At 39.4% G+C, this 18,122-nt stretch carries 20 protein-coding genes; 13 read left to right on the top strand and 7 right to left on the bottom strand.

Annotation, left to right across the window (positions count from 1 at the left end):
• Nucleotides 1–7 precede the first annotated feature (7 nt).
• The 6 genes from ACW6NC_RS09795 to ACW6NC_RS09770 all read right to left on the bottom strand — a co-directional run bounded on the left by ACW6NC_RS09795 (nt 8) and on the right by ACW6NC_RS09770 (nt 6,198).
• On the bottom strand, nt 8–796 hold the full coding sequence (locus tag ACW6NC_RS09795) for a tryptophan-rich sensory protein (protein WP_457865630.1): 789 nt from the start codon (nt 794–796) through the stop codon (nt 8–10).
• Between the two features lie 6 nt (nt 797–802).
• Entirely contained in the window at nt 803–1,435 is a 633-nt protein-coding gene (pdeM, locus tag ACW6NC_RS09790; RefSeq protein ID WP_457865628.1) for a ligase-associated DNA damage response endonuclease PdeM, read from the bottom strand.
• A 9-nt stretch (nt 1,436–1,444) separates the two neighbouring features.
• Entirely contained in the window at nt 1,445–2,611 is a 1,167-nt protein-coding gene (locus ACW6NC_RS09785; protein WP_457865627.1) for a methionine aminotransferase, read from the bottom strand.
• A 96-nt stretch (nt 2,612–2,707) separates the two neighbouring features.
• Nucleotides 2,708–3,451, bottom strand: coding sequence for a succinate dehydrogenase/fumarate reductase iron-sulfur subunit (locus ACW6NC_RS09780; protein ID WP_457865625.1), 744 nt, complete (start codon nt 3,449–3,451; stop codon nt 2,708–2,710).
• A 68-nt stretch (nt 3,452–3,519) separates the two neighbouring features.
• Nucleotides 3,520–5,523, bottom strand: coding sequence for a fumarate reductase/succinate dehydrogenase flavoprotein subunit (locus ACW6NC_RS09775; RefSeq protein ID WP_457865623.1), 2,004 nt, complete (start codon nt 5,521–5,523; stop codon nt 3,520–3,522).
• Between the two features lie 12 nt (nt 5,524–5,535).
• Nucleotides 5,536–6,198, bottom strand: coding sequence for a succinate dehydrogenase cytochrome b subunit (locus ACW6NC_RS09770; protein ID WP_457865622.1), 663 nt, complete (start codon nt 6,196–6,198; stop codon nt 5,536–5,538).
• 253 nt (nt 6,199–6,451) lie between these two features.
• Between ACW6NC_RS09770 and ACW6NC_RS09765 the strand changes: the two genes are divergently transcribed.
• From ACW6NC_RS09765 to ACW6NC_RS09745, 5 genes are all read left to right on the top strand, one after another.
• The gene (locus tag ACW6NC_RS09765) at nt 6,452–7,390 is read left to right on the top strand and encodes a DnaJ C-terminal domain-containing protein (protein ID WP_457865620.1); all 939 of its coding nucleotides are present in this window, start codon (nt 6,452–6,454) and stop codon (nt 7,388–7,390) included.
• Nucleotides 7,387–7,677, top strand: coding sequence for a chaperone modulator CbpM (locus ACW6NC_RS09760; protein ID WP_457865618.1), 291 nt, complete (start codon nt 7,387–7,389; stop codon nt 7,675–7,677). The genes ACW6NC_RS09765 and ACW6NC_RS09760 overlap by 4 nt, the downstream gene beginning before the upstream one ends.
• A gap of 106 nt (nt 7,678–7,783) precedes the next feature.
• A complete protein-coding gene (locus tag ACW6NC_RS09755) occupies nt 7,784–9,076 on the top strand; it encodes an aminopeptidase P N-terminal domain-containing protein (protein ID WP_457865616.1) in 1,293 nt (430 codons plus the stop codon).
• Nucleotides 9,077–9,170: 94 nt separating this feature from the next.
• Complete coding sequence (locus ACW6NC_RS09750; protein WP_457865614.1) at nt 9,171–9,941, top strand: alpha/beta fold hydrolase; 771 nt, start codon at nt 9,171–9,173, stop codon at nt 9,939–9,941.
• 73 nt (nt 9,942–10,014) lie between these two features.
• Complete coding sequence (locus ACW6NC_RS09745; RefSeq protein ID WP_457865612.1) at nt 10,015–10,266, top strand: hypothetical protein; 252 nt, start codon at nt 10,015–10,017, stop codon at nt 10,264–10,266.
• Here ACW6NC_RS09745 and thiL read toward each other — a convergent pair.
• On the bottom strand, nt 10,263–11,336 hold the full coding sequence (gene thiL, locus ACW6NC_RS09740; protein ID WP_457865610.1) for a thiamine-phosphate kinase: 1,074 nt from the start codon (nt 11,334–11,336) through the stop codon (nt 10,263–10,265). The two genes, ACW6NC_RS09745 and thiL, sit on opposite strands and share 4 nt — an antisense overlap.
• Before the next feature lie 243 nt (nt 11,337–11,579).
• On the opposite strand from thiL, the gene ACW6NC_RS09735 reads away from it, so the two are divergent.
• The 8 genes from ACW6NC_RS09735 (at nt 11,580) to ACW6NC_RS09700 (ending at nt 18,121) form a co-directional block, all read left to right on the top strand.
• The gene (locus ACW6NC_RS09735) at nt 11,580–11,909 is read left to right on the top strand and encodes a HesB/IscA family protein (protein ID WP_457865608.1); all 330 of its coding nucleotides are present in this window, start codon (nt 11,580–11,582) and stop codon (nt 11,907–11,909) included.
• A gap of 52 nt (nt 11,910–11,961) precedes the next feature.
• Nucleotides 11,962–13,407 carry a Fe-S cluster assembly protein SufB gene (gene sufB / locus ACW6NC_RS09730; RefSeq protein WP_457865606.1) on the top strand — a complete coding sequence of 482 codons (1,446 nt, stop codon included), beginning with the start codon at nt 11,962–11,964 and terminating at the stop codon, nt 13,405–13,407.
• 20 nt (nt 13,408–13,427) lie between these two features.
• Entirely contained in the window at nt 13,428–13,814 is a 387-nt protein-coding gene (locus ACW6NC_RS09725) for a hypothetical protein (RefSeq protein ID WP_457865604.1), read from the top strand.
• A 42-nt stretch (nt 13,815–13,856) separates the two neighbouring features.
• Complete coding sequence (gene sufC / locus ACW6NC_RS09720) at nt 13,857–14,606, top strand: Fe-S cluster assembly ATPase SufC (protein ID WP_457865602.1); 750 nt, start codon at nt 13,857–13,859, stop codon at nt 14,604–14,606.
• 74 nt (nt 14,607–14,680) lie between these two features.
• Nucleotides 14,681–15,997: a Fe-S cluster assembly protein SufD gene (gene sufD / locus ACW6NC_RS09715; RefSeq protein WP_457865600.1), complete on the top strand. Its 1,317-nt coding sequence runs from the start codon at nt 14,681–14,683 to the stop codon at nt 15,995–15,997.
• A 45-nt stretch (nt 15,998–16,042) separates the two neighbouring features.
• Nucleotides 16,043–17,281, top strand: coding sequence for an aminotransferase class V-fold PLP-dependent enzyme (locus tag ACW6NC_RS09710; RefSeq protein ID WP_457865598.1), 1,239 nt, complete (start codon nt 16,043–16,045; stop codon nt 17,279–17,281).
• Nucleotides 17,278–17,694: an META domain-containing protein gene (locus ACW6NC_RS09705; RefSeq protein ID WP_457865596.1), complete on the top strand. Its 417-nt coding sequence runs from the start codon at nt 17,278–17,280 to the stop codon at nt 17,692–17,694. Before ACW6NC_RS09710 ends, ACW6NC_RS09705 begins: the two co-directional genes overlap by 4 nt.
• A 49-nt stretch (nt 17,695–17,743) precedes the next feature.
• Nucleotides 17,744–18,121, top strand: a complete 378-nt coding sequence (locus ACW6NC_RS09700; protein WP_457865754.1) for a SufE family protein — start codon at nt 17,744–17,746, stop codon at nt 18,119–18,121.
• Nucleotide 18,122 lies beyond the last annotated feature (1 nt).

The raw sequence follows: 18,122 nt of genomic DNA, 5'->3' as shown, positions 1-18,122 counted from the left end.
CTTAATTCTATTTATTTATCAATTTATACATAGGGTTGGTTTTTCGATTCATCCACCCGTGGTAAACGATATTGGAGAAAATGATCACGGCAGTGATTAATGCCGCGTAGGAGATTAACGGAATCTCACCAAAATGTCTGAAATAGATAGCGATCAAGGCCCAAACCCCAACTGCGGCGAATTCTCGCATATTCCGAAGGTAGATTATTGCGACATTTATTACTCCGGCAATTATGATAAGAAGAACCGTCCATATTTCTTCAGAAAAAAACGGGGCATTCCAACCAATTTTAACAAGGTAGGCTGAAACATTAGCGATAGTCGCCACCGCAATCCAACCAGAATACAGGCAAATTGGCCACCAGCTAAAAGCAAGGATATTTATAGGTGCATCCCAGCGTTCCATATAAGTATTGAGTATCACTTTTATAAGGGAAAATAAGATGAGAAACATAAATAGGACTGAAAGCCCTGTGAACTCGTTTAACCAGGCAAAAACCCAAAAGACATTCGCCAGGTTAGCGATAAAAAACCAGTAACCCGATTTCCGGAGAAAATCGAGATCTTTTTGGGGACCGAAAGCCTGATACAATTGATATCCCGAAAAAACCAAGAGTCCAAGAAAAATAACACCCCAAATTGAGAAGGCATAGCTTGCGGGTGTGAAAAGATTGTAATATTGGGCGCTTAGGCTGCCCATCGTATTGCCGTTAATGATTCCGGTTTGGGAGATATAGCTTACCGCGATTACCAGGATCACAGAGATCATATTCAAAACTGCCAGGCGCTTTTCCATAGTATTTTATTTGCTGATTAAAATTACTTCTTTTTGGGTAACTGCATAAGCGGCTTCTCCTTCTTTTAGTTCCATCATAAAGTTTCCGGTAAATTCTCCAAAAGCAGGAAAAATAAGCTGATCTTTTCTCCTGAAGAAACAAGGCAGCTTAAGACTTTGTTTGGCTTTCCCGTTTAAGCGATAGCCAGGGTGAATATGTCCGCAGATATTAAAGAATCCTTCTTTTTGCTCGGGATGATGGGTAAGCAGAAAACCATTGACTTGCCATTCCGAATGAATCTTCACTCCCAACTCTTCATATTTCAGCGGAGAAATGATATCGTGATTTCCTGCTATCAGAATCACCTCGGCCTCTACAAAACTCAACCAGTTTTCGAATAACTTCCATTCATTATTGAGGTTACTATGGAAGAGGTCGCCCAAGAAACACACAGTTTTCGGGAGGAACTTTCCAACCACTTCGCTCAGTCTTATATAATTGGCATTAATCGCTTTATTTGGAACGGCACTTCCAAATTTCCTGAAATGTGAGATCTTCCCTAAATGTACATCGCTAATAAGCAAAATTTCCTTTTCTTTCCAAAAAGCTACCCCGCTGGGATGAAGTTCGAAGTGCTGATTTTTTAGTAAGATTTCCATTCAATCCTGCTAGAGCTCCTCACTGATTTTAATTAATATTCTAGCTGCTTCTTCCAAAGTTTCCTCAGTTTTGGCAAAACAGAACCGCAATTGTTTATTGTCTTTACCATCAATATTAAACACCGAGACCGGAATACTGGCCAGACCATATTGCGAGATCAATCTTTTAGAAAAATCCACGTCATATTCATCGGTGATTTCCGAATAATCCAGAACCTGAAAATAAGTCCCCTTGGAAAGATTAGCTTTAAATCTTGTATCCTTGATAAGCTCAAGAAATTTATCGCGTTTTTGTTGATAAAAATCACCGAGTTCTAGATAATGTTCCGGTTTCTTCAGATATTCGGCGAAAGCACGCTGCATTGGGTGATTAACGCAGAAAACTGTAGCCTGATGGAATTTGATGATCTCTCTCATTAAAACTTCAGGAGCCACGCAATAACCCATTTTCCACCCGGTATTATGAAAAGTTTTCCCGAAAGAAGCACAAACGACAGCCCTTTCGGCAAGGACGGGATATTTAGAGGCGCTTTGATGCTGCTCCCCGTCAAAGATCAGGTGTTCATATACCTCATCGCTTAGTAGGATAATATTGGTGCCTTTCAACAATTCCTCTAGTTTTAGCATATCCACCTCTCTCAAAATAGTCCCAGTTGGATTATGAGGGGTATTTATGACGATCATCCGGGTTTTGGAATTTATCTTTTGCTGCAGCTCTTCCCAATCAATTGTAAAATCTTTCCCCTTCAATTGGACAAAAACAGGCTTCCCCCCTGCCAGTTTAATATCGGGTTCATAAGAATCGTAGGCCGGTTTAAACACAATAACCTCATCCCCGGGATGAACAAACGCGGAAATGGCACAGTATAAGGCCTGGGTTGCCCCTGCCGTAAAAATGATTTCGCTGTTAAGATTATACTTCTTCCCGTAGAGATTTTCAATTTTTGAAATAATTTGTTCCCTTAATTCCAGAATGCCATTCATCGGTGGATACTGATTGTATCCATCTTTCATAGCCTTAAAAACAAGTTCTTTAAGTTTTCTATCTGTTTCGAAATTGGGAAAGCCCTGGGACATATCTATGGCCTCGTGCTTTCTGGCCAAATTACTCATTACTGAGAAAATACTGGTTTTTCCACCGGGAAGTTTGGAAGGTAACTGCTGAAAATTGGGCATAATATATTTACTTAAAAAGCTTTCTTAGTAAGGTCAAAAAAAAATCCCGGACTAACAAAGTCCGGGATGTTATTATAAATTCTTTAACCAGTTTTTTTACTTTGTGCTGGCTTTCAAATATTCCCTATTCATCCTTGCGATATTATCAAGGGAGATTTCTTTAGGACATTCAATTTCACAGGCTCCGGTATTAGTACAATTACCAAAACCTTCTTTATCCATTTGGTCTACCATTGCAAGAACTCTCCTGGTTGCTTCAACTTCACCCTGTGGCAATAAGGCAAACTGGCTTACCTTGGCAGCCGTAAAAAGCATTGCACTTGCATTCTTACAGGCAGCGACACAAGCACCACAACCAATACAAGTGGCTGCATCAAATGCCTTATCAGCATTATCTTTAGGCACTGGAATTGAATTGGCATCCTGGGTATTTCCTGAAGTATTAACAGAAACATATCCACCGGCTTGCTGAATTCTTTCAAAAGAACTCCTATCTACGATAAGGTCCTTGATAACTGGAAAAGCCGCTGCTCTAAATGGTTCAATCGTTATTGTATCTCCATCGTTAAACATCCTCATATGCAGCTGACAGGTCGTGATGGCACGATCGGGTCCATGGGGTTCTCCATTTATCTGGAGACTACAGGTTCCGCAAATACCTTCACGGCAATCGTGATCAAAAACCACAGGCTCTTCTCCCTTATCGATTAATCCTTCATTGAGCACATCCAGCATTTCTAAAAAAGACATATCTGGAGAAACATCACTTATCGGATAAGTTTGAAGTTTTCCTTTAGTTTTAGCGTTTTTCTGACGCCATATTTTAAGTGTAAGATTCATATTGTACAGTATTGAGTAGTGAGTAGTAAGTATTGAGCATCAAAATTCTCAATACCCATATCTCAATTCTATTTATAGCTCCTTGTTTTGACTTCGATAAATTCGTAATTAAGATCTTCCTTATGTAAATTTGCCTCACTCGGTTTGCCGGTATATTCCCAGGCGGCAACATACATAAAGTTCTCATCATCCCTAAGGGCTTCCCCTTCATCGGTTTGATATTCTTCTCTGAAATGACCTCCACAACTTTCATTACGATGAAGAGCATCCACAGCAAATAATTCACCTAGTTCAAGGAAATCCGCAACCCGAGCTGCTTTCTCTAATTCAGTATTGAGTTCATTTATATCCCCCGGAATCTTCACATCATTCCAAAACTCTTCCCGAAGTGCTTTAATTTCTTCCACTGCGGATTTTAAATCCTCGGCATTACGGGACATTCCTGCTTTATTCCACATAATCTTACCGAGACGTTTGTGGAAATGATCTACTGATTTTGTCCCGTTATTATTACAAAGTTTTTCAAGCTGGCTGCGAACAGCATTTTCAGCCTCCTCAAATTCAGGACTATCTGTTGGGATAGGGCCTGTTCTAATATCATCGGCCAAATAATTCCCAATGGTATATGGAAGCACGAAATATCCGTCGGCTAAACCTTGCATTAAAGCTGAAGCACCAAGTCTATTAGCACCGTGATCTGAAAAATTCGCTTCTCCAGCAGCAAAACATCCTGGTATAGTGGTCTCCAGATTATAATCTACCCAAATACCACCCATGGTATAGTGAACCGCAGGATAAATCATCATTGGCGTTTCGTATGGATTTTGATCTACGATCTTTTCGTACATCTGAAATAGATTTCCGTATTTGGACTCTACCACTTTTTTACCCAGATCTCTTATCTGTTCATCTGTCGGATTTTTGAGGTGTTGTGTGTTAGCGGCTTCCTGACCATAGCGCATAAAGGCGGCACTGAAATCAAGGAATACGGCTTCACCTGTTTTGTTCACACCGTATCCGGCATCACAACGCTCTTTTGCAGCTCTTGAAGCCACATCACGAGGTACCAGGTTACCAAAAGCAGGATATCTTCGCTCAAGGTAATAATCACGATCCTCCTCTTTAAGATCTGTAGGTTTCAAACGCCCTTCCTGAATAGCTTTGGCATCTTCAAGTTTCTTTGGCACCCAGATTCTTCCGTCATTCCTGAGAGATTCAGACATCAAAGTTAATTTAGACTGATGATCTCCCGAAACCGGAATACAGGTTGGATGTATTTGTGTGAAACAAGGGTTGGCAAAGTATGCTCCCTTCTTGTGAATTTTCCAGGAAGCGGTTACATTACTCCCCATTGCATTGGTAGAAAGGTAAAAAACATTCCCATAACCTCCTGAAGCAATTACAACAGCATGAGCGCTATGTCTTTCGATTTCTCCTGTCACAAGGTCACGGGCAATGATACCCCTTGCTTTTCCATCGACAATGACAAGGTCAAGCATTTCATGACGGGTATAGGACTTTATTTTACCTCTATTGATCTGGCGATTCATTGCAGAATATGCCCCTAAAAGCAATTGCTGACCCGTTTGACCTTTTGCATAAAAGGTACGAGACACGAGCACCCCGCCAAATGAACGATTATCGAGTAACCCTCCATATTCTCGTGCAAAAGGAACACCCTGAGCAACACATTGATCTATTATATTTCCTGAAACTTCGGCAAGACGATACACGTTAGCTTCACGCGAACGATAATCCCCTCCTTTTATCGTGTCATAGAAAAGTCTGTAATCTGAATCTCCGTCTCCTTGGTAGTTTTTTGCTGCATTAATACCTCCCTGGGCGGCAATGGAATGGGCCCTTCTTGGAGAATCCTGGTAGCAAAAAGTTTTAACATTATAACCAAGTTCGGCCAAAGTTGCGGCGGCACTACCTCCGGCAAGTCCTGTACCTACTATTATAACATCAATATTACGTTTATTTGCCGGGTTTACCAGGTTGATATTGTTCTTATGGTTTTTCCACTTGTCTTCAAGTGTTCCTGCCGGTATTTTTGAATCTAAAACTGACATAAATCTTACGTATTAAACGTTATTAAAATAGTGATACAGCGCTATAAATATAAAACCTAAAGGAATAATAATGGCATAAGCCACTGTAAATCCCCTTAAACCTTTAGCATATTTATTCGCCCATCCCATAGACTGGAATGAAGATGAAAACCCATGATACAGGTGAAGGCTTAACAAGATGAATGACAGCACATATAATCCTGTTCTTACCGGAGATTCAAACTTAGCAACCGTTTCATGGTAATATCTTGTAGGATCTTCCGGATGAGATTCCACGTATTTGTGTACAATTTCAGGAACCCAGAAATCATAAAAGTGAAGCCCTAAGAAAGCCAAAACTACCAGTCCGGTGTAGATCATATTTCTGGACATCCAGCTAGAGTTGGAGCCTCCATTGAAACTCACATAATTTATTGGCCTGGCGCTTCGGTTTCGGTATTCGAGAATAATTCCCAAAACAAAATGCAGAATAACTCCAAAAATCAGGATAGGTTGTAATAAAAACTGAACAAAAAAATTGGTTCCCATAAAATGGGAAATTTCATTGAAATTTTCAGCGCTTAATACAGAAGTGAAATTTATTATGAAATGCTGGAGTAAAAAAAGTACAAGAAAAAGTCCCGATAAGGCCATAGCAACTTTTCTTGCTATTGAAGAATTAAGTATTCCACCCATTAGTTAAGTTATTTATGAAGATTTTAACAACAAAAATACATTTTGAATTACTTACTCACAAACTTTCCTCACCAATTCAGCATCAATTTAGAATTAATTCAAAGAAGCTCTTTATTACCCGCTTTTGGTTACGAGAAACCCTTCAAATTCAACGTCTTAAACTGCAGTTTTCTTTTTACATAAACTTAACGCAAAATGGAGGCAATTTTTAGTAATTTCAGTTACTCATTCAAGCTAACCTAATTCCGAAAAAATGGAATTTATTGACTACTACAAATTACTGGAGATTGACAAATCTGCCTCCCAGGCCGATATCAAAAAGGCTTATCGTAAACTAGCTAGAAAATACCATCCCGATCTTAATCCTAATAATAAAGATGCCCAGGTGAGATTTCAGCAAATCAATGAAGCCCATGAAGTCCTCAGTGATCCGGAAAAACGTAAAAAATATGATCAGTACGGCCAGAATTGGGAACACGCCGAACAATATGAAGAAGCCAGAAGACAACAACAAGCCTCCGGCAGTACGGGCTATGGTAGAGGTTTTGAAGGTTATGGTGGTCCTCGGCAAGGAGCGCACTCCTACTCCGGTAATTTTGACGAGGATACTTTCTCAGATTTTTTTGAACAAATGTTTGGCAGTAGTGCCAGGGCACATGGTTCGAGAAGACACAGACATTTCAAAGGACAGGATTACAATGCCGAATTGGAACTAAATCTTAGGGATGTCTACACTAGCCAGAAACAAACCTTAACCATCAATGGTAAAAATATTAGATTAACCATTCCCGCCGGGGTCGAAAATGGACAAACTATTAAAATTAAAGGCCATGGTGGCCCAGGGGTTCAAGGTGGCCCAAGAGGTAATCTTTACATCACCTTTAAAATCATCAATAACACCACCTTTAAACGGGAAAAAGAAAACCTCTATAGCAGGATTAACATCAGCCTCTATACAGCCTTGCTTGGCGGGGAGATTACCGTAGACACCTTCAGTGGGAAAGTCAAATTAAAAGTTAAACCTGAAACACAATCAGGGACCAGGGTAAAATTAAAAGGCAAAGGTTTTCCAAAATATAAAAAAGAAAATCAATATGGAGACCTCTACATCACCTATAATGTCACCCTTCCCACCAACCTCAGCGAGAAAGAAAAAGAATTATTCAGGGAACTTCAAAAACTACGCTCATGAATTTAGAAGATTTAATACCTACCGAAGAGATTTGTACTCGCTACAAGGTTGAAGAAACATTCATCCATTCGCTCTCACGAAGCGGCTTAATAAAAATCATAACTGTAAAGAAATCGCAATATGTCCCCCTCGAAGAAATAACAAATTTCGAAAAACTACGCCGATTACATTATGAGCTGGACATCAATCTAGAAGGTCTGGAGGCCATAGACCATTTGCTGAGGCAGCTGGAAGAATTACAGCACCAAAATCGCAATCTTAAAAACCGCTTAGGTTTATATGAATAATTGCAAAAGAGGGAATCGGGCTATTCCTTTTTTCTCTCTCAGATATTGATAACTTTGTACACCTGAACTCAAATCGATGCATTTATGCGTCTCAACACTTCTAAATATGAGATACGAACAAATAGACAAAAGCCTTTTTATAAAAAACCGTAAGAATTTCGCCGATAAAATGAAATCATCGAGTCTTGCGGTTTTTAATGCCAATGATATTTACCCTATTGGTGCTGACAGCACAATGCCTTTTCAGCAAAACCGAGATTTATTCTACCTCAGTGGTGTAGATCAGGAAGAAGCTATTTTGGTCCTATTCCCTGATGCACCAAAACCAGAGCACAGGGAAATGCTTTTCTTAACTGAAACCAATCCCCATATAGCTGTTTGGGAAGGCGAAAAACTTACTAAAGAAAAAGCGTTTGAAGTAAGCGGCATAAAAACCGTATACTGGCTTCAGGATTTTGATAAAATCTTTTTTGAGCTAATGTCGCAGTGCGATACTATTTATTTCAATACCAATGAGCATTACCGGGCTAATGTTCAAACTGAGACCCGGGATGAGCGGTTCATCAAAAAAACAAAAGAAAAATACCCGGCTCACCAGGTGGCCAAAAGCAATCCAATTTTGCAAAGGTTACGTTCGGTAAAAGATCCTATAGAATTGGACCTCATGCAAAAGGCCTGTGATATCACCGAAAAAGCTTTCCGAAGAGCCCTGAAATTTACCAAACCAGGAGTTTGGGAACACGAGATCGAGGCTGAATACTGGCATGAAATGATCCGGAATCGTTCCCGTGGATTTGCCTATACCCCTATCATAGCAAGTGGGAATAATGCAAATGTGCTACATTATACCGAAAATGATCAACAATGTAAAGCTGGAGATCTTATACTCATTGACACTGGCGCAGAATATGCCAATTATTCTAGCGATATGACCAGGACTATTCCTGTATCCGGAAAATATTCAGACAGACAAAAACAGATCTATAATGCCGTAAACCGGGTAAAGAAAGAAGCCACGAAATGGCTGGTACCGGGCACCATATGGGCAGAATATCATAAGGAAGTTGGGAAATTGATGACTTCGGAATTATTGGATCTCGGACTGCTGGATAAAGCGGATGTTCAAAACGAAAATCCAGATTGGCCGGCCTATAAAAAATATTTTATGCATGGTACTGCTCACAATATAGGTCTGGACACCCATGATTATGGCATTTTAACGGAGCCTATGAAAGCTAACCAGGTATTTACTGTAGAACCCGGAATCTACCTGCCAGATGAAGGTTTTGGTATTCGGTTAGAAGACGATGTGGTCATCCAGGAAAAAGGAGAGCCATTTAACCTTATGCGTAACATTCCTATAGAAATCGAGGAGATCGAAGAGCTAATGAACTCATAAATTTTTTCTCTAAAATATTTAATTTTAAAGCCATGGCTTCACAAAAATAACTGTGTTTCCATGGCTTTTCCTTTTTATTCGGTATTAGGCGATTATGAAAATAAATTATAAAAACACTGAAATTCATTTTACCACGAAAGGGACAGGGAAACCCCTGGTCCTGCTTCATGGTTTTTTGGAGTCTTTAGAAATCTGGGAAGATTTTCAGGACGATCTTTCGTGTAAAAGAAAGGTGATCTGCATAGATCTTCCCGGTCACGGTAGGTCCGGTTGTATAGACAAGATTCATACTATGAAGGAGATGGCCCATGCCGTAAAAGCGGTATTAGACGCCTTAAGTATTAAGAAGGCTTTTTTGGTCGGTCACTCGATGGGCGGTTATGTGAATTTGGAATTTCAGAATATTTTTCCTACCATACCCACCGGTTTGGCACTAATAAATTCCACTCCCAAGGCAGACACGGAAGAGCGCAAAATTAACCGGGATAGAGCTATCCAAATGGTTTCGAAGAACAAAAGAGCCTTTGTAAATATGGCAGTTTCTAATTTATTAAGTCCGGAAAACAATAAAAAATTCAAACCACAGATAGACGAACTTAAACACCGGGCGCTTAATTTCCCAAAAGGGGGGATTACTGCCGCACTCTATGGAATGAAAGTTCGTGCTGATCACAGCCGATTGCTTGAATCGATTAAAATTCCCAAATATATTATGGCGGGAAAGAATGATCCTATATTGGAGTACCATGAAATTAAAAAAGTTTCAGCTACCTGTAAAACCGGGTTTTTGAGCTATCCTGATGGGCATCTGGCCTTTATGGAAAATAAAAATAGTTTGATGAATTTTTTGCATTTCATCGATTAATTTTAACTTTTTGTCGAAAGTTTAACTTTTTTTTATAATTTAGTTTTTACAGACACAAGAAAATCAATCCTTTATGAAGAAAAAAAACCCTAACTTATTTTCGTTCGGAAAGGTTTATTGCAGCATTTTCGGGCACAAGCTAAGAGTATCTAAGAATGTAACCGACCACATTCACGAATATAAGTGTGCCAAATGCGGTATGGAAATGACCGATACCGCGAATGGCCTTTTGGCGCGATTAACGCCAAAATTTAAAGAAACCAATGATTACCTGGCCAAGATTCACAGAAAAAGGAAAGGGAAATCCTTTGCACAGGCCTCTTAATCTTCGTTTCCTTTTTCCTCATCTTTATCTTCCATAGAATTCCAGCCTTTGGCTATTAGAGGGATTTTGGTATTTGCCCGGGTGATTAAGTGCATACCTTCATTCTCCTCGGTCATATGGCCGATTACTGTTAAATTAGGATTTGCCTTAATCTTCTCATAATCCCCCTGGGATACCGTAAATAGCAACTCGTAATCCTCACCTCCACTTAAGGCTATTGTGGTGCTATCTATTTCAAATTCCTCGCAAACCGATATCACAGCAGGATCCAGAGGAATCTTGTCTTCATATAGGTTAGCACCTACCTGGGAATTCTTACACAGATGGATGACTTCAGAGGAGAGTCCATCTGAAATATCTATCATGGAAGTAGGCTTTACACCAAGTTCTTTAAGAAGCGGCGGAATATCTTTTCGGGCCTCTGGTTTAAGCTGCCTTTCGATAAGATAGGTGTATTGATCCAGATCGGGCTGGGCATTTGGATTTGCTTTAAATACCTGTTTCTCCCGTTCAAGTACCTGTAAGCCCATATAGGCCGCCCCGAGATCTCCGGTAACGACTAGAAGATCATTTGGCTTAGCTCCACTTCGTAAAACCACATCTTCTTTTTCTGCAACTCCAAGGGCAGTCACACTTATCAAAAGACCCGACCTTGAGGATGTTGTATCGCCGCCAACAACATCTATATTATAAAGTTTAGCGGCTAGTTCAATTCCTGAATATAATTCCTCAAGTGCTTCTACAGGAAAGCGGTTAGATACCGCAATAGATACGGTTATTTGCGTAGCCTTGGCGTTCATTGCATAAACATCCGAAACATTTACCATGACGGCTTTATAACCGAGATGCTTCAGAGGCATATAAGCCAGGTCAAAATGAACACCCTCTACCAGGAGATCGGTGGTCACAACAGTATGTTTATTCTCAAAATTCAAAACTGCGGCATCATCTCCAATAGCTTTTACAGTAGAAGTTAATTTTGGGGAAAAACTTCGGGTAAGGTGGTCTATCAAACCAAATTCTCCTAATTCTGAAAGGTTTGTCTTCATTCCCGGACTATCATCAAACATATAGTGAAATTTTAATCTGCAAAATAAGTGAATATTATTTAACTATAAGAATAAAGCTCAAACAGAATTAGAGATTCTTATTATTAAAATCAATTGAAAATCAGCAAAATAGACAAATAAATATTGAGAAATCTCTAATTGACAAGGCTTATTCAGCCATTCTTAAAACATATGCAGGCTCTATGGTAAAACGCCTGTTTTGTAGTATATTTGTCCCCAATTTAGAATTAATCTTGTTAAGCTATGATAAAAGTTAGCGAAGGTGCAAAAAAGAAGATAACCGCTTTAATGAGCGAAGATGGTTTTGACAGCGTTCAGGATTTTGTTCGGGTGGGCGTAAAAAGCGGTGGCTGTTCGGGTTTATCTTACGAACTTAACTTTGACAAACAGAAAGCAGAAGACGATAAACTTTTTGAGGATAACGGAGTAAAAATCGTAGTTCACAAACGTAGCGTTCTATATCTAGCCGGAACTATTCTTGAATATTCCGGGGGACTTAATGGCAAGGGATTTGTGTTTAATAATCCTAACGCTCAACGCACATGTGGATGTGGGGAGAGTTTCTCCCTTTAATCGATTCGAAATTCAATATTTGAATTTTGAAATTAGAATTAATATTATTGAAATGGCATATACTGAAGACGATTTAAAGAAAGAGCTCGAAACAAAGGAATATGAATACGGATTTTATACCGATATAGAATCTGATACCTTTCCTATTGGGCTCAATGAAGACATTGTAAGAGCAATATCGAAAAAGAAAGAAGAACCGGAGTGGATGACACAGTGGCGCCTAGAAGCTTATCGCGCCTGGGAAAAAATGAAAGAACCAGATTGGGCGAATGTGCATTATGAAAAGCCTAATTTTCAGAACATTTCTTATTATTCAGCACCCAATAAAAAGCCGAAATACAACAGCATAGACGAAGTAGATCCTGAATTGCTGGATACTTTCAAAAAGCTGGGAATTTCGCTTGATGAGCAGAAGAAGTTGGCTGGAGTTGCTGTAGATGTAGTAATGGATTCCGTTTCGGTTACCACTACTTTCAAAAAAACACTTGCAGAGAAAGGAATCATATTTTGTTCTATATCAGAAGCAATTCAGGAGCATCCTGAATTGGTTAAAAAGTATATAGGCACTGTGGTACCTAAAACAGATAATTTTTATGCAGCCTTGAACTCGGCAGTATTTAGTGATGGTTCTTTCTGCTACATTCCAAAAGGCGTAAGATGTCCAATGGAACTTTCCACTTACTTCCGGATCAATCAGGCTGGAACTGGGCAATTTGAACGCACCCTTGTAATTGCTGAGGACAGTAGTTATGTAAGCTACCTTGAAGGTTGTACAGCACCAACACGAGATGAGAATCAATTGCATGCTGCAGTAGTAGAGCTTATTGCACTCGACAATGCGGAAATTAAATACAGCACCGTACAGAACTGGTACCCTGGGAATAAAGAAGGTAAAGGAGGAGTATTTAATTTTGTAACCAAACGTGGACTTTGCGAGAAAAATGCTAAGATATCCTGGACTCAGGTCGAAACCGGTTCTGCAGTTACCTGGAAATATCCTTCCTGTGTCTTAAAAGGGGATAACTCTATAGGCGAGTTTTACTCTATTGCGGTGACCAACAATTTCCAGCAAGCAGACACTGGTACAAAAATGATACACTTAGGGAAAAATACCCGAAGTACTATTATCTCAAAAGGAATTTCAGCTGGACAATCACAAAATTCCTACCGCGGACTTGTGCAAATTAATGGTCGTGCAGAAAATGCAAGAAATTTCTCACAATGTGATTCTCTATTGATGGGAAATAAATGCGGAGCCCACACCTTTCCTTATATCGAGGTCAAGAACAAATCTGGGCAGGTAGAGCACGAAGCCACCACTAGTAAAATCGGTGAAGACCAGATTTTTTATTGCAACCAACGCGGCATTGACACCGAAAAGGCCATTGCCCTAATCGTGAATGGATTCAGCAAGGAAGTCCTTAACAAGCTGCCCATGGAATTTGCGGTGGAAGCACAAAAATTACTGGAGATCTCTCTGGAAGGGTCTGTAGGTTAATAAATGGGATGATAAAACCGATGAAAAAGTTTTTAATCATATTTGTTCTCATAATTTTAGCCGTGGCCTGTCAGGATGAAAGTCGGCAGGAACTAATGGAACCCACCCAAAGGCAGAAAGAACAAGACAGCATTCCAACCCTAAGTGGAGAATTCATTTATGTTGGAGATGCTGCGGTTTTTAGAGGAGATAGTTTTGTTTATGGAGTTACCATAGATTCAATGGCACAAGTCCTGGCAGAAAAAGTAAAGCCATACAAGAAAGAAGATTTTGATATGGTTTCAGTCAAAATAAAAGGAAAAATTGTTCCTAGTGTCAACCAGGAAGGCTGGGAAGAAGACATCGAAATAAGAGAAATAATTGAAATTCTGGAGACTGAAAAAGTTTCCGAAGATATAGAAGAATAATTAAATCTGTTCCGCCTACGGCGGGATGCATACCTAGAATATATGCTTAAAATAAAGAATTTACACGCAAGTATAGACGATAAGGAAATCCTAAAAGGGATAAATCTGGAAATCAATCCCGGCGAGGTTCACGCGATTATGGGGCCTAACGGATCAGGAAAGAGCACCCTTTCTTCAGTTATAGCCGGAAAGGAGGAATTTGATATGTCTCAAGGGGAAATCATTTTTGAAGGAGAAGAGCTTTCAGAACTTGACCCCGAAGAGCGGGCTCATAAAGGTATTTTCCTTTCCTTCCAGTATCCTATCGAGATACCGGGGGTATCGGTAACCAATTTTATGAAAGCTGCTATCAATGCCCACAGAAAAGCTAATGGTCAGGATGATATGCCAGCAAATGAAATGTTAAAACTTATTAAGGAAAAATCTGAATTACTAGAGATTGACCGTAAATTCCTTTCCCGTTCCCTCAATGAAGGTTTTTCCGGAGGTGAGAAAAAACGTAATGAGATTTTTCAGATGGCAGTACTCGATCCTAAGCTTTCAATCTTAGATGAAACTGACTCCGGCTTGGACATCGATGCGCTTAAGGTTGTGGCCAAAGGAGTCAATAAATTAAGGACTAAGGACAATGCAGTGCTTTTAATTACTCACTACCAACGCTTATTAAATTACATTCAACCGGATTTTGTACATGTTTTGGTAGACGGTAAGATCGTGAAATCCGGAGGCAAAGAACTTGCCCTGGAACTTGAAGAAAAAGGCTATGATTGGTTGAAACCAGAGCAGGTATAACTCCCTAGCTTTTTTAACCTTAATATTAAAATGACCGTTCTCGCTTTTGCGAAAATAACAAATAGAATTTTGTGATGGAATTAAAAGATAAATTAGTGTCCTCGTTTCTGGCCTTCGAAGAAGAATTCGGTGGTGAAAATGATGACCTACATAACATAAGAAACCAGGCAATAAAGGATTTTGACCGTATCGGTTTCCCTGGAAAAAAGGAAGAGGCCTGGAAATATACTTCCCTTAATTCAGTTTTAAAACACGATTACAGCTTTTTTCCCAAAAAGGATGATAGCCTCGAATATCGGGATATTAAAGATTATCTGATCGATAATATCGACACTTACGATCTAGTTTTTGTTGACGGAGTTTATTCTTCTCATCTTTCCCAGACCACACATGATAAAATCGATGTATGTCTGATGTCTTCCGCATTAAATAAATCTCCATATAAAGCGGTTGTGGATAATTATTTCAATAAGATCGCTCCCAAAACCGGGCTTAATGCTTTAAATACGGCATTCACTCGTGAAGGGGCTTACATCCATATCCAGAGGAATACAATGGCGGACAAGCCGATTCAAATCATTAATTTTTCTACGGGAAAAGAATCGGCGATGTTATTACAGCCTCGAAATCTAATTGTGGTAGATGAAAATTCTCACGTTCAAATCATCGAGAGACACCAAAGCCTTACTGACAAACCAGTGCTTACAAACGCTGTAACAGAAATCTTTGCTGATAAGCGTGCGATTGTGGATTATTACAAAATCCAAAATGATTCCGCATCAGCTTCGCTTATAGATAACACATTTATTGAACAGCAGTCTGAGAGTTTTTGCTCGGTACATACTTTCTCTTTAGGGGGTAAATTGACAAGAAATAATTTGAATTTTTATCAAAAAGGCGAGCATATCGATTCTACCTTAAAGGGGGTTACTCTAATCGAGGGCAAACAACACGTGGATCATAATACCCTGGTACATCATATTGAACCCAATTGCGAGAGCCACCAAGATTATAAGGGAATTTTTGACGGAAACGCCACAGGGGTTTTCAACGGTAAGGTGCTTGTAGAAAAAGAAGCCCAGAAAACAAATGCTTATCAATCTAACAATAACGTTTTACTAACAGATAAGGCCACCATCAATTCAAAACCACAACTGGAGATTTTTGCCGATGATGTGAAGTGTAGTCACGGCTGCACTATCGGTCAGCTGGATGAAGATGCATTGTTTTACCTGAGATCTCGTGGTATTCCAAAAAGAGAGGCTCAAGGGCTTATGACGTATGCTTTTGCCAATAATGTTCTGGAAAGCGTTAAAATACCTGAACTAAAGAAAAGGATCAACAAACTAATTGCAGAAAAACTTGGTGTTGCAGTAGGTTTTAATCTATAGCCACTCCACCTGAGTCAAAATTGGAAGGACCTTAAAAAAAAATTTATGAGCCTGGGTACTGAAAATATAACTTTTGATATCGAAAAAATCAGAAAAGATTTTCCTATTCTAAAAAGAAAGGTTAACGGCTACCCATTGGTCTACCTGGACAACGCGGCCACCTCACAAACACCAAAGCAGGTGATCGATGTGATTGTGGATTATTATTCTAACTATAATGCAAATATTCATCGGGGGGTACACAGCCTATCCCAGGAAGCTACCGAAAAATATGAGCAAGCAAGAATAAGCCTTCAAAAGCATTTTAACGCTAAAAAATCTTACGAAATTATATTCACCTCCGGCACCACTCACGGGATTAACCTAATTGCTAGTGGATTTGGCTCTATTTTAAAGAAAGGAGATGAAATCCTGGTTTCGGCATTGGAACATCATTCCAATATCGTTCCTTGGCAGATGCTATGCGAAAAGACTGGAGCGGTTCTGAAAGTGATCCCTATGAACGAGGAAGGGGGATTAATATACAGCGAATTTGAAAATATGATTTCCGACCGAACAAAAGTCGTTTTTCTAAATCATGTATCTAATGCTCTGGGAACGATAAACCCAATCAAAAACATTATCGAAAAAGCGCATTCTAAAGGAGCTGCAGTTTTGATAGACGGGGCGCAGGCTGCTCCTCATATTAAAGCGGATGTTCAGGCTCTGGATGTCGATTTTTATGTGGTTTCCGCTCATAAAATGTGTGGTCCAACCGGAGTCGGCCTGCTTTACGGAAAAGAAGAATGGCTCAAAAGACTCCCGCCCTATCAAGGTGGAGGTGAGATGATTGCCACGGTTAGTTTTGAAAAAACAACATACGCGGATTTACCGCATAAATTTGAGGCTGGCACCCCAAACATATGTGGTGGAATAGCCTTTGGAGCAGCAGTAGATTATTTGAATTCACTTGGGTTTGAAAATATTGCGATTTATGAAAAGGAACTGCTAGATTATGCTACGGATAAACTACTTGAAATTGAAGGCATGAAAATCTACGGTAACACCGAGGAGAAAACGGCAGTGATCTCTTTTAATATTGAAGGCCTGCACCCTTATGACATTGGCACTTTACTCGACAAAATGGGTATAGCGGTAAGAACTGGTCATCATTGTGCACAACCAATTATGGATTTTTATAAAATTCCAGGTACCGTAAGAGCTTCTTTTTCTTTTTACAATACCAAGAACGAAATTGACAGGTTCATCGACGGGGTGAAAAAAGCAAAAATGATGCTTTCATGAAGAAATTGATCTTTGTTCTAAGTTTTTCCTTCTTGTTTTTTTCCTGCAAAAAGGATTCGGATTATGATAATCCCTCCAACCTGGAAAATAAAAGTGGAAACTATGACTTGGTCAATTTGGATGGAGAAGACGTCTCTTCAGAAGGCTTCACACTTGAATTAGAAAGTAAAAAGCAACGACTTTCAGGGAAGACCGGGTGCAATAATTTTGTAGTAACTTATGAAATTGAGAAGAAACATTTGAAGTTTAATCCGCCTTTTGGAACAAAAATGTTTTGCCAGGGAAAGATGGAGTATGAAGAAACCTTTGAGGACATCCTTCCCAAAATTAAAAAAGTAAAAATTTCAGAGGAAGAATTGGTATTTTTATCTGAAGAAAACAATGAGCTATTAAAGCTTGAAAAATCATTATAAAGTGAGTAATATCAAGGAAATACAGCAAGAAATCGTAGATGAATTCTCTATGTTTGAGGATTGGATGCAACGTTATGAATATATGATCGAGCTAGGAAAGAACTTGCCACTTATTGATGAGAAGTATAAGGTCGATGAAAATCTCATAAAAGGTTGCCAAAGCAAGGTTTGGGTTCACGCTGAACTAGAGGGGGATAGATTGGTTTTCACTGCAGATAGCGACGCCATTATCACCAAGGGTATTGTAGCTATACTTATCAGAGCTTTTTCCAATCAGCATCCGGCAGATATAATTGATGCCGATACATCATTCATTGACGATATCGGTTTAAAAGAACATCTATCACCAACCCGGGCCAACGGATTGGTAAGTATGATTAAACAACTTAAAATGTATGCGGTGGCATACCAAACCCAATTAAAATAAG

This window comes from Salegentibacter profundi (assembly GCF_054121475.1).
This window is presented reverse-complemented; position numbering and strand designations above follow the sequence as displayed.

What these genes read in the sequence shown, in the direction of transcription:
- ACW6NC_RS09795 (WP_457865630.1), bottom strand. Translation starts at nt 796, where the DNA reads ATGGAAAAGCGCCTGGCAGTTTTGAATATGATCTCTGTGATCCTGGTA.
- pdeM (WP_457865628.1), bottom strand. Translation starts at nt 1,435, where the DNA reads ATGGAAATCTTACTAAAAAATCAGCACTTCGAACTTCATCCCAGCGGG.
- ACW6NC_RS09785 (WP_457865627.1), bottom strand. Translation starts at nt 2,611, where the DNA reads ATGCCCAATTTTCAGCAGTTACCTTCCAAACTTCCCGGTGGAAAAACC.
- ACW6NC_RS09780 (WP_457865625.1), bottom strand. Translation starts at nt 3,451, where the DNA reads ATGAATCTTACACTTAAAATATGGCGTCAGAAAAACGCTAAAACTAAA.
- ACW6NC_RS09775 (WP_457865623.1), bottom strand. Translation starts at nt 5,523, where the DNA reads ATGTCAGTTTTAGATTCAAAAATACCGGCAGGAACACTTGAAGACAAG.
- ACW6NC_RS09770 (WP_457865622.1), bottom strand. Translation starts at nt 6,198, where the DNA reads ATGGGTGGAATACTTAATTCTTCAATAGCAAGAAAAGTTGCTATGGCC.
- ACW6NC_RS09765 (WP_457865620.1), top strand. Translation starts at nt 6,452, where the DNA reads ATGGAATTTATTGACTACTACAAATTACTGGAGATTGACAAATCTGCC.
- ACW6NC_RS09760 (WP_457865618.1), top strand. Translation starts at nt 7,387, where the DNA reads ATGAATTTAGAAGATTTAATACCTACCGAAGAGATTTGTACTCGCTAC.
- ACW6NC_RS09755 (WP_457865616.1), top strand. Translation starts at nt 7,784, where the DNA reads ATGAGATACGAACAAATAGACAAAAGCCTTTTTATAAAAAACCGTAAG.
- ACW6NC_RS09750 (WP_457865614.1), top strand. Translation starts at nt 9,171, where the DNA reads ATGAAAATAAATTATAAAAACACTGAAATTCATTTTACCACGAAAGGG.
- ACW6NC_RS09745 (WP_457865612.1), top strand. Translation starts at nt 10,015, where the DNA reads ATGAAGAAAAAAAACCCTAACTTATTTTCGTTCGGAAAGGTTTATTGC.
- thiL (WP_457865610.1), bottom strand. Translation starts at nt 11,336, where the DNA reads ATGTTTGATGATAGTCCGGGAATGAAGACAAACCTTTCAGAATTAGGA.
- ACW6NC_RS09735 (WP_457865608.1), top strand. Translation starts at nt 11,580, where the DNA reads ATGATAAAAGTTAGCGAAGGTGCAAAAAAGAAGATAACCGCTTTAATG.
- sufB (WP_457865606.1), top strand. Translation starts at nt 11,962, where the DNA reads ATGGCATATACTGAAGACGATTTAAAGAAAGAGCTCGAAACAAAGGAA.
- ACW6NC_RS09725 (WP_457865604.1), top strand. Translation starts at nt 13,428, where the DNA reads ATGAAAAAGTTTTTAATCATATTTGTTCTCATAATTTTAGCCGTGGCC.
- sufC (WP_457865602.1), top strand. Translation starts at nt 13,857, where the DNA reads ATGCTTAAAATAAAGAATTTACACGCAAGTATAGACGATAAGGAAATC.
- sufD (WP_457865600.1), top strand. Translation starts at nt 14,681, where the DNA reads ATGGAATTAAAAGATAAATTAGTGTCCTCGTTTCTGGCCTTCGAAGAA.
- ACW6NC_RS09710 (WP_457865598.1), top strand. Translation starts at nt 16,043, where the DNA reads ATGAGCCTGGGTACTGAAAATATAACTTTTGATATCGAAAAAATCAGA.
- ACW6NC_RS09705 (WP_457865596.1), top strand. Translation starts at nt 17,278, where the DNA reads ATGAAGAAATTGATCTTTGTTCTAAGTTTTTCCTTCTTGTTTTTTTCC.
- ACW6NC_RS09700 (WP_457865754.1), top strand. Translation starts at nt 17,744, where the DNA reads ATGTTTGAGGATTGGATGCAACGTTATGAATATATGATCGAGCTAGGA.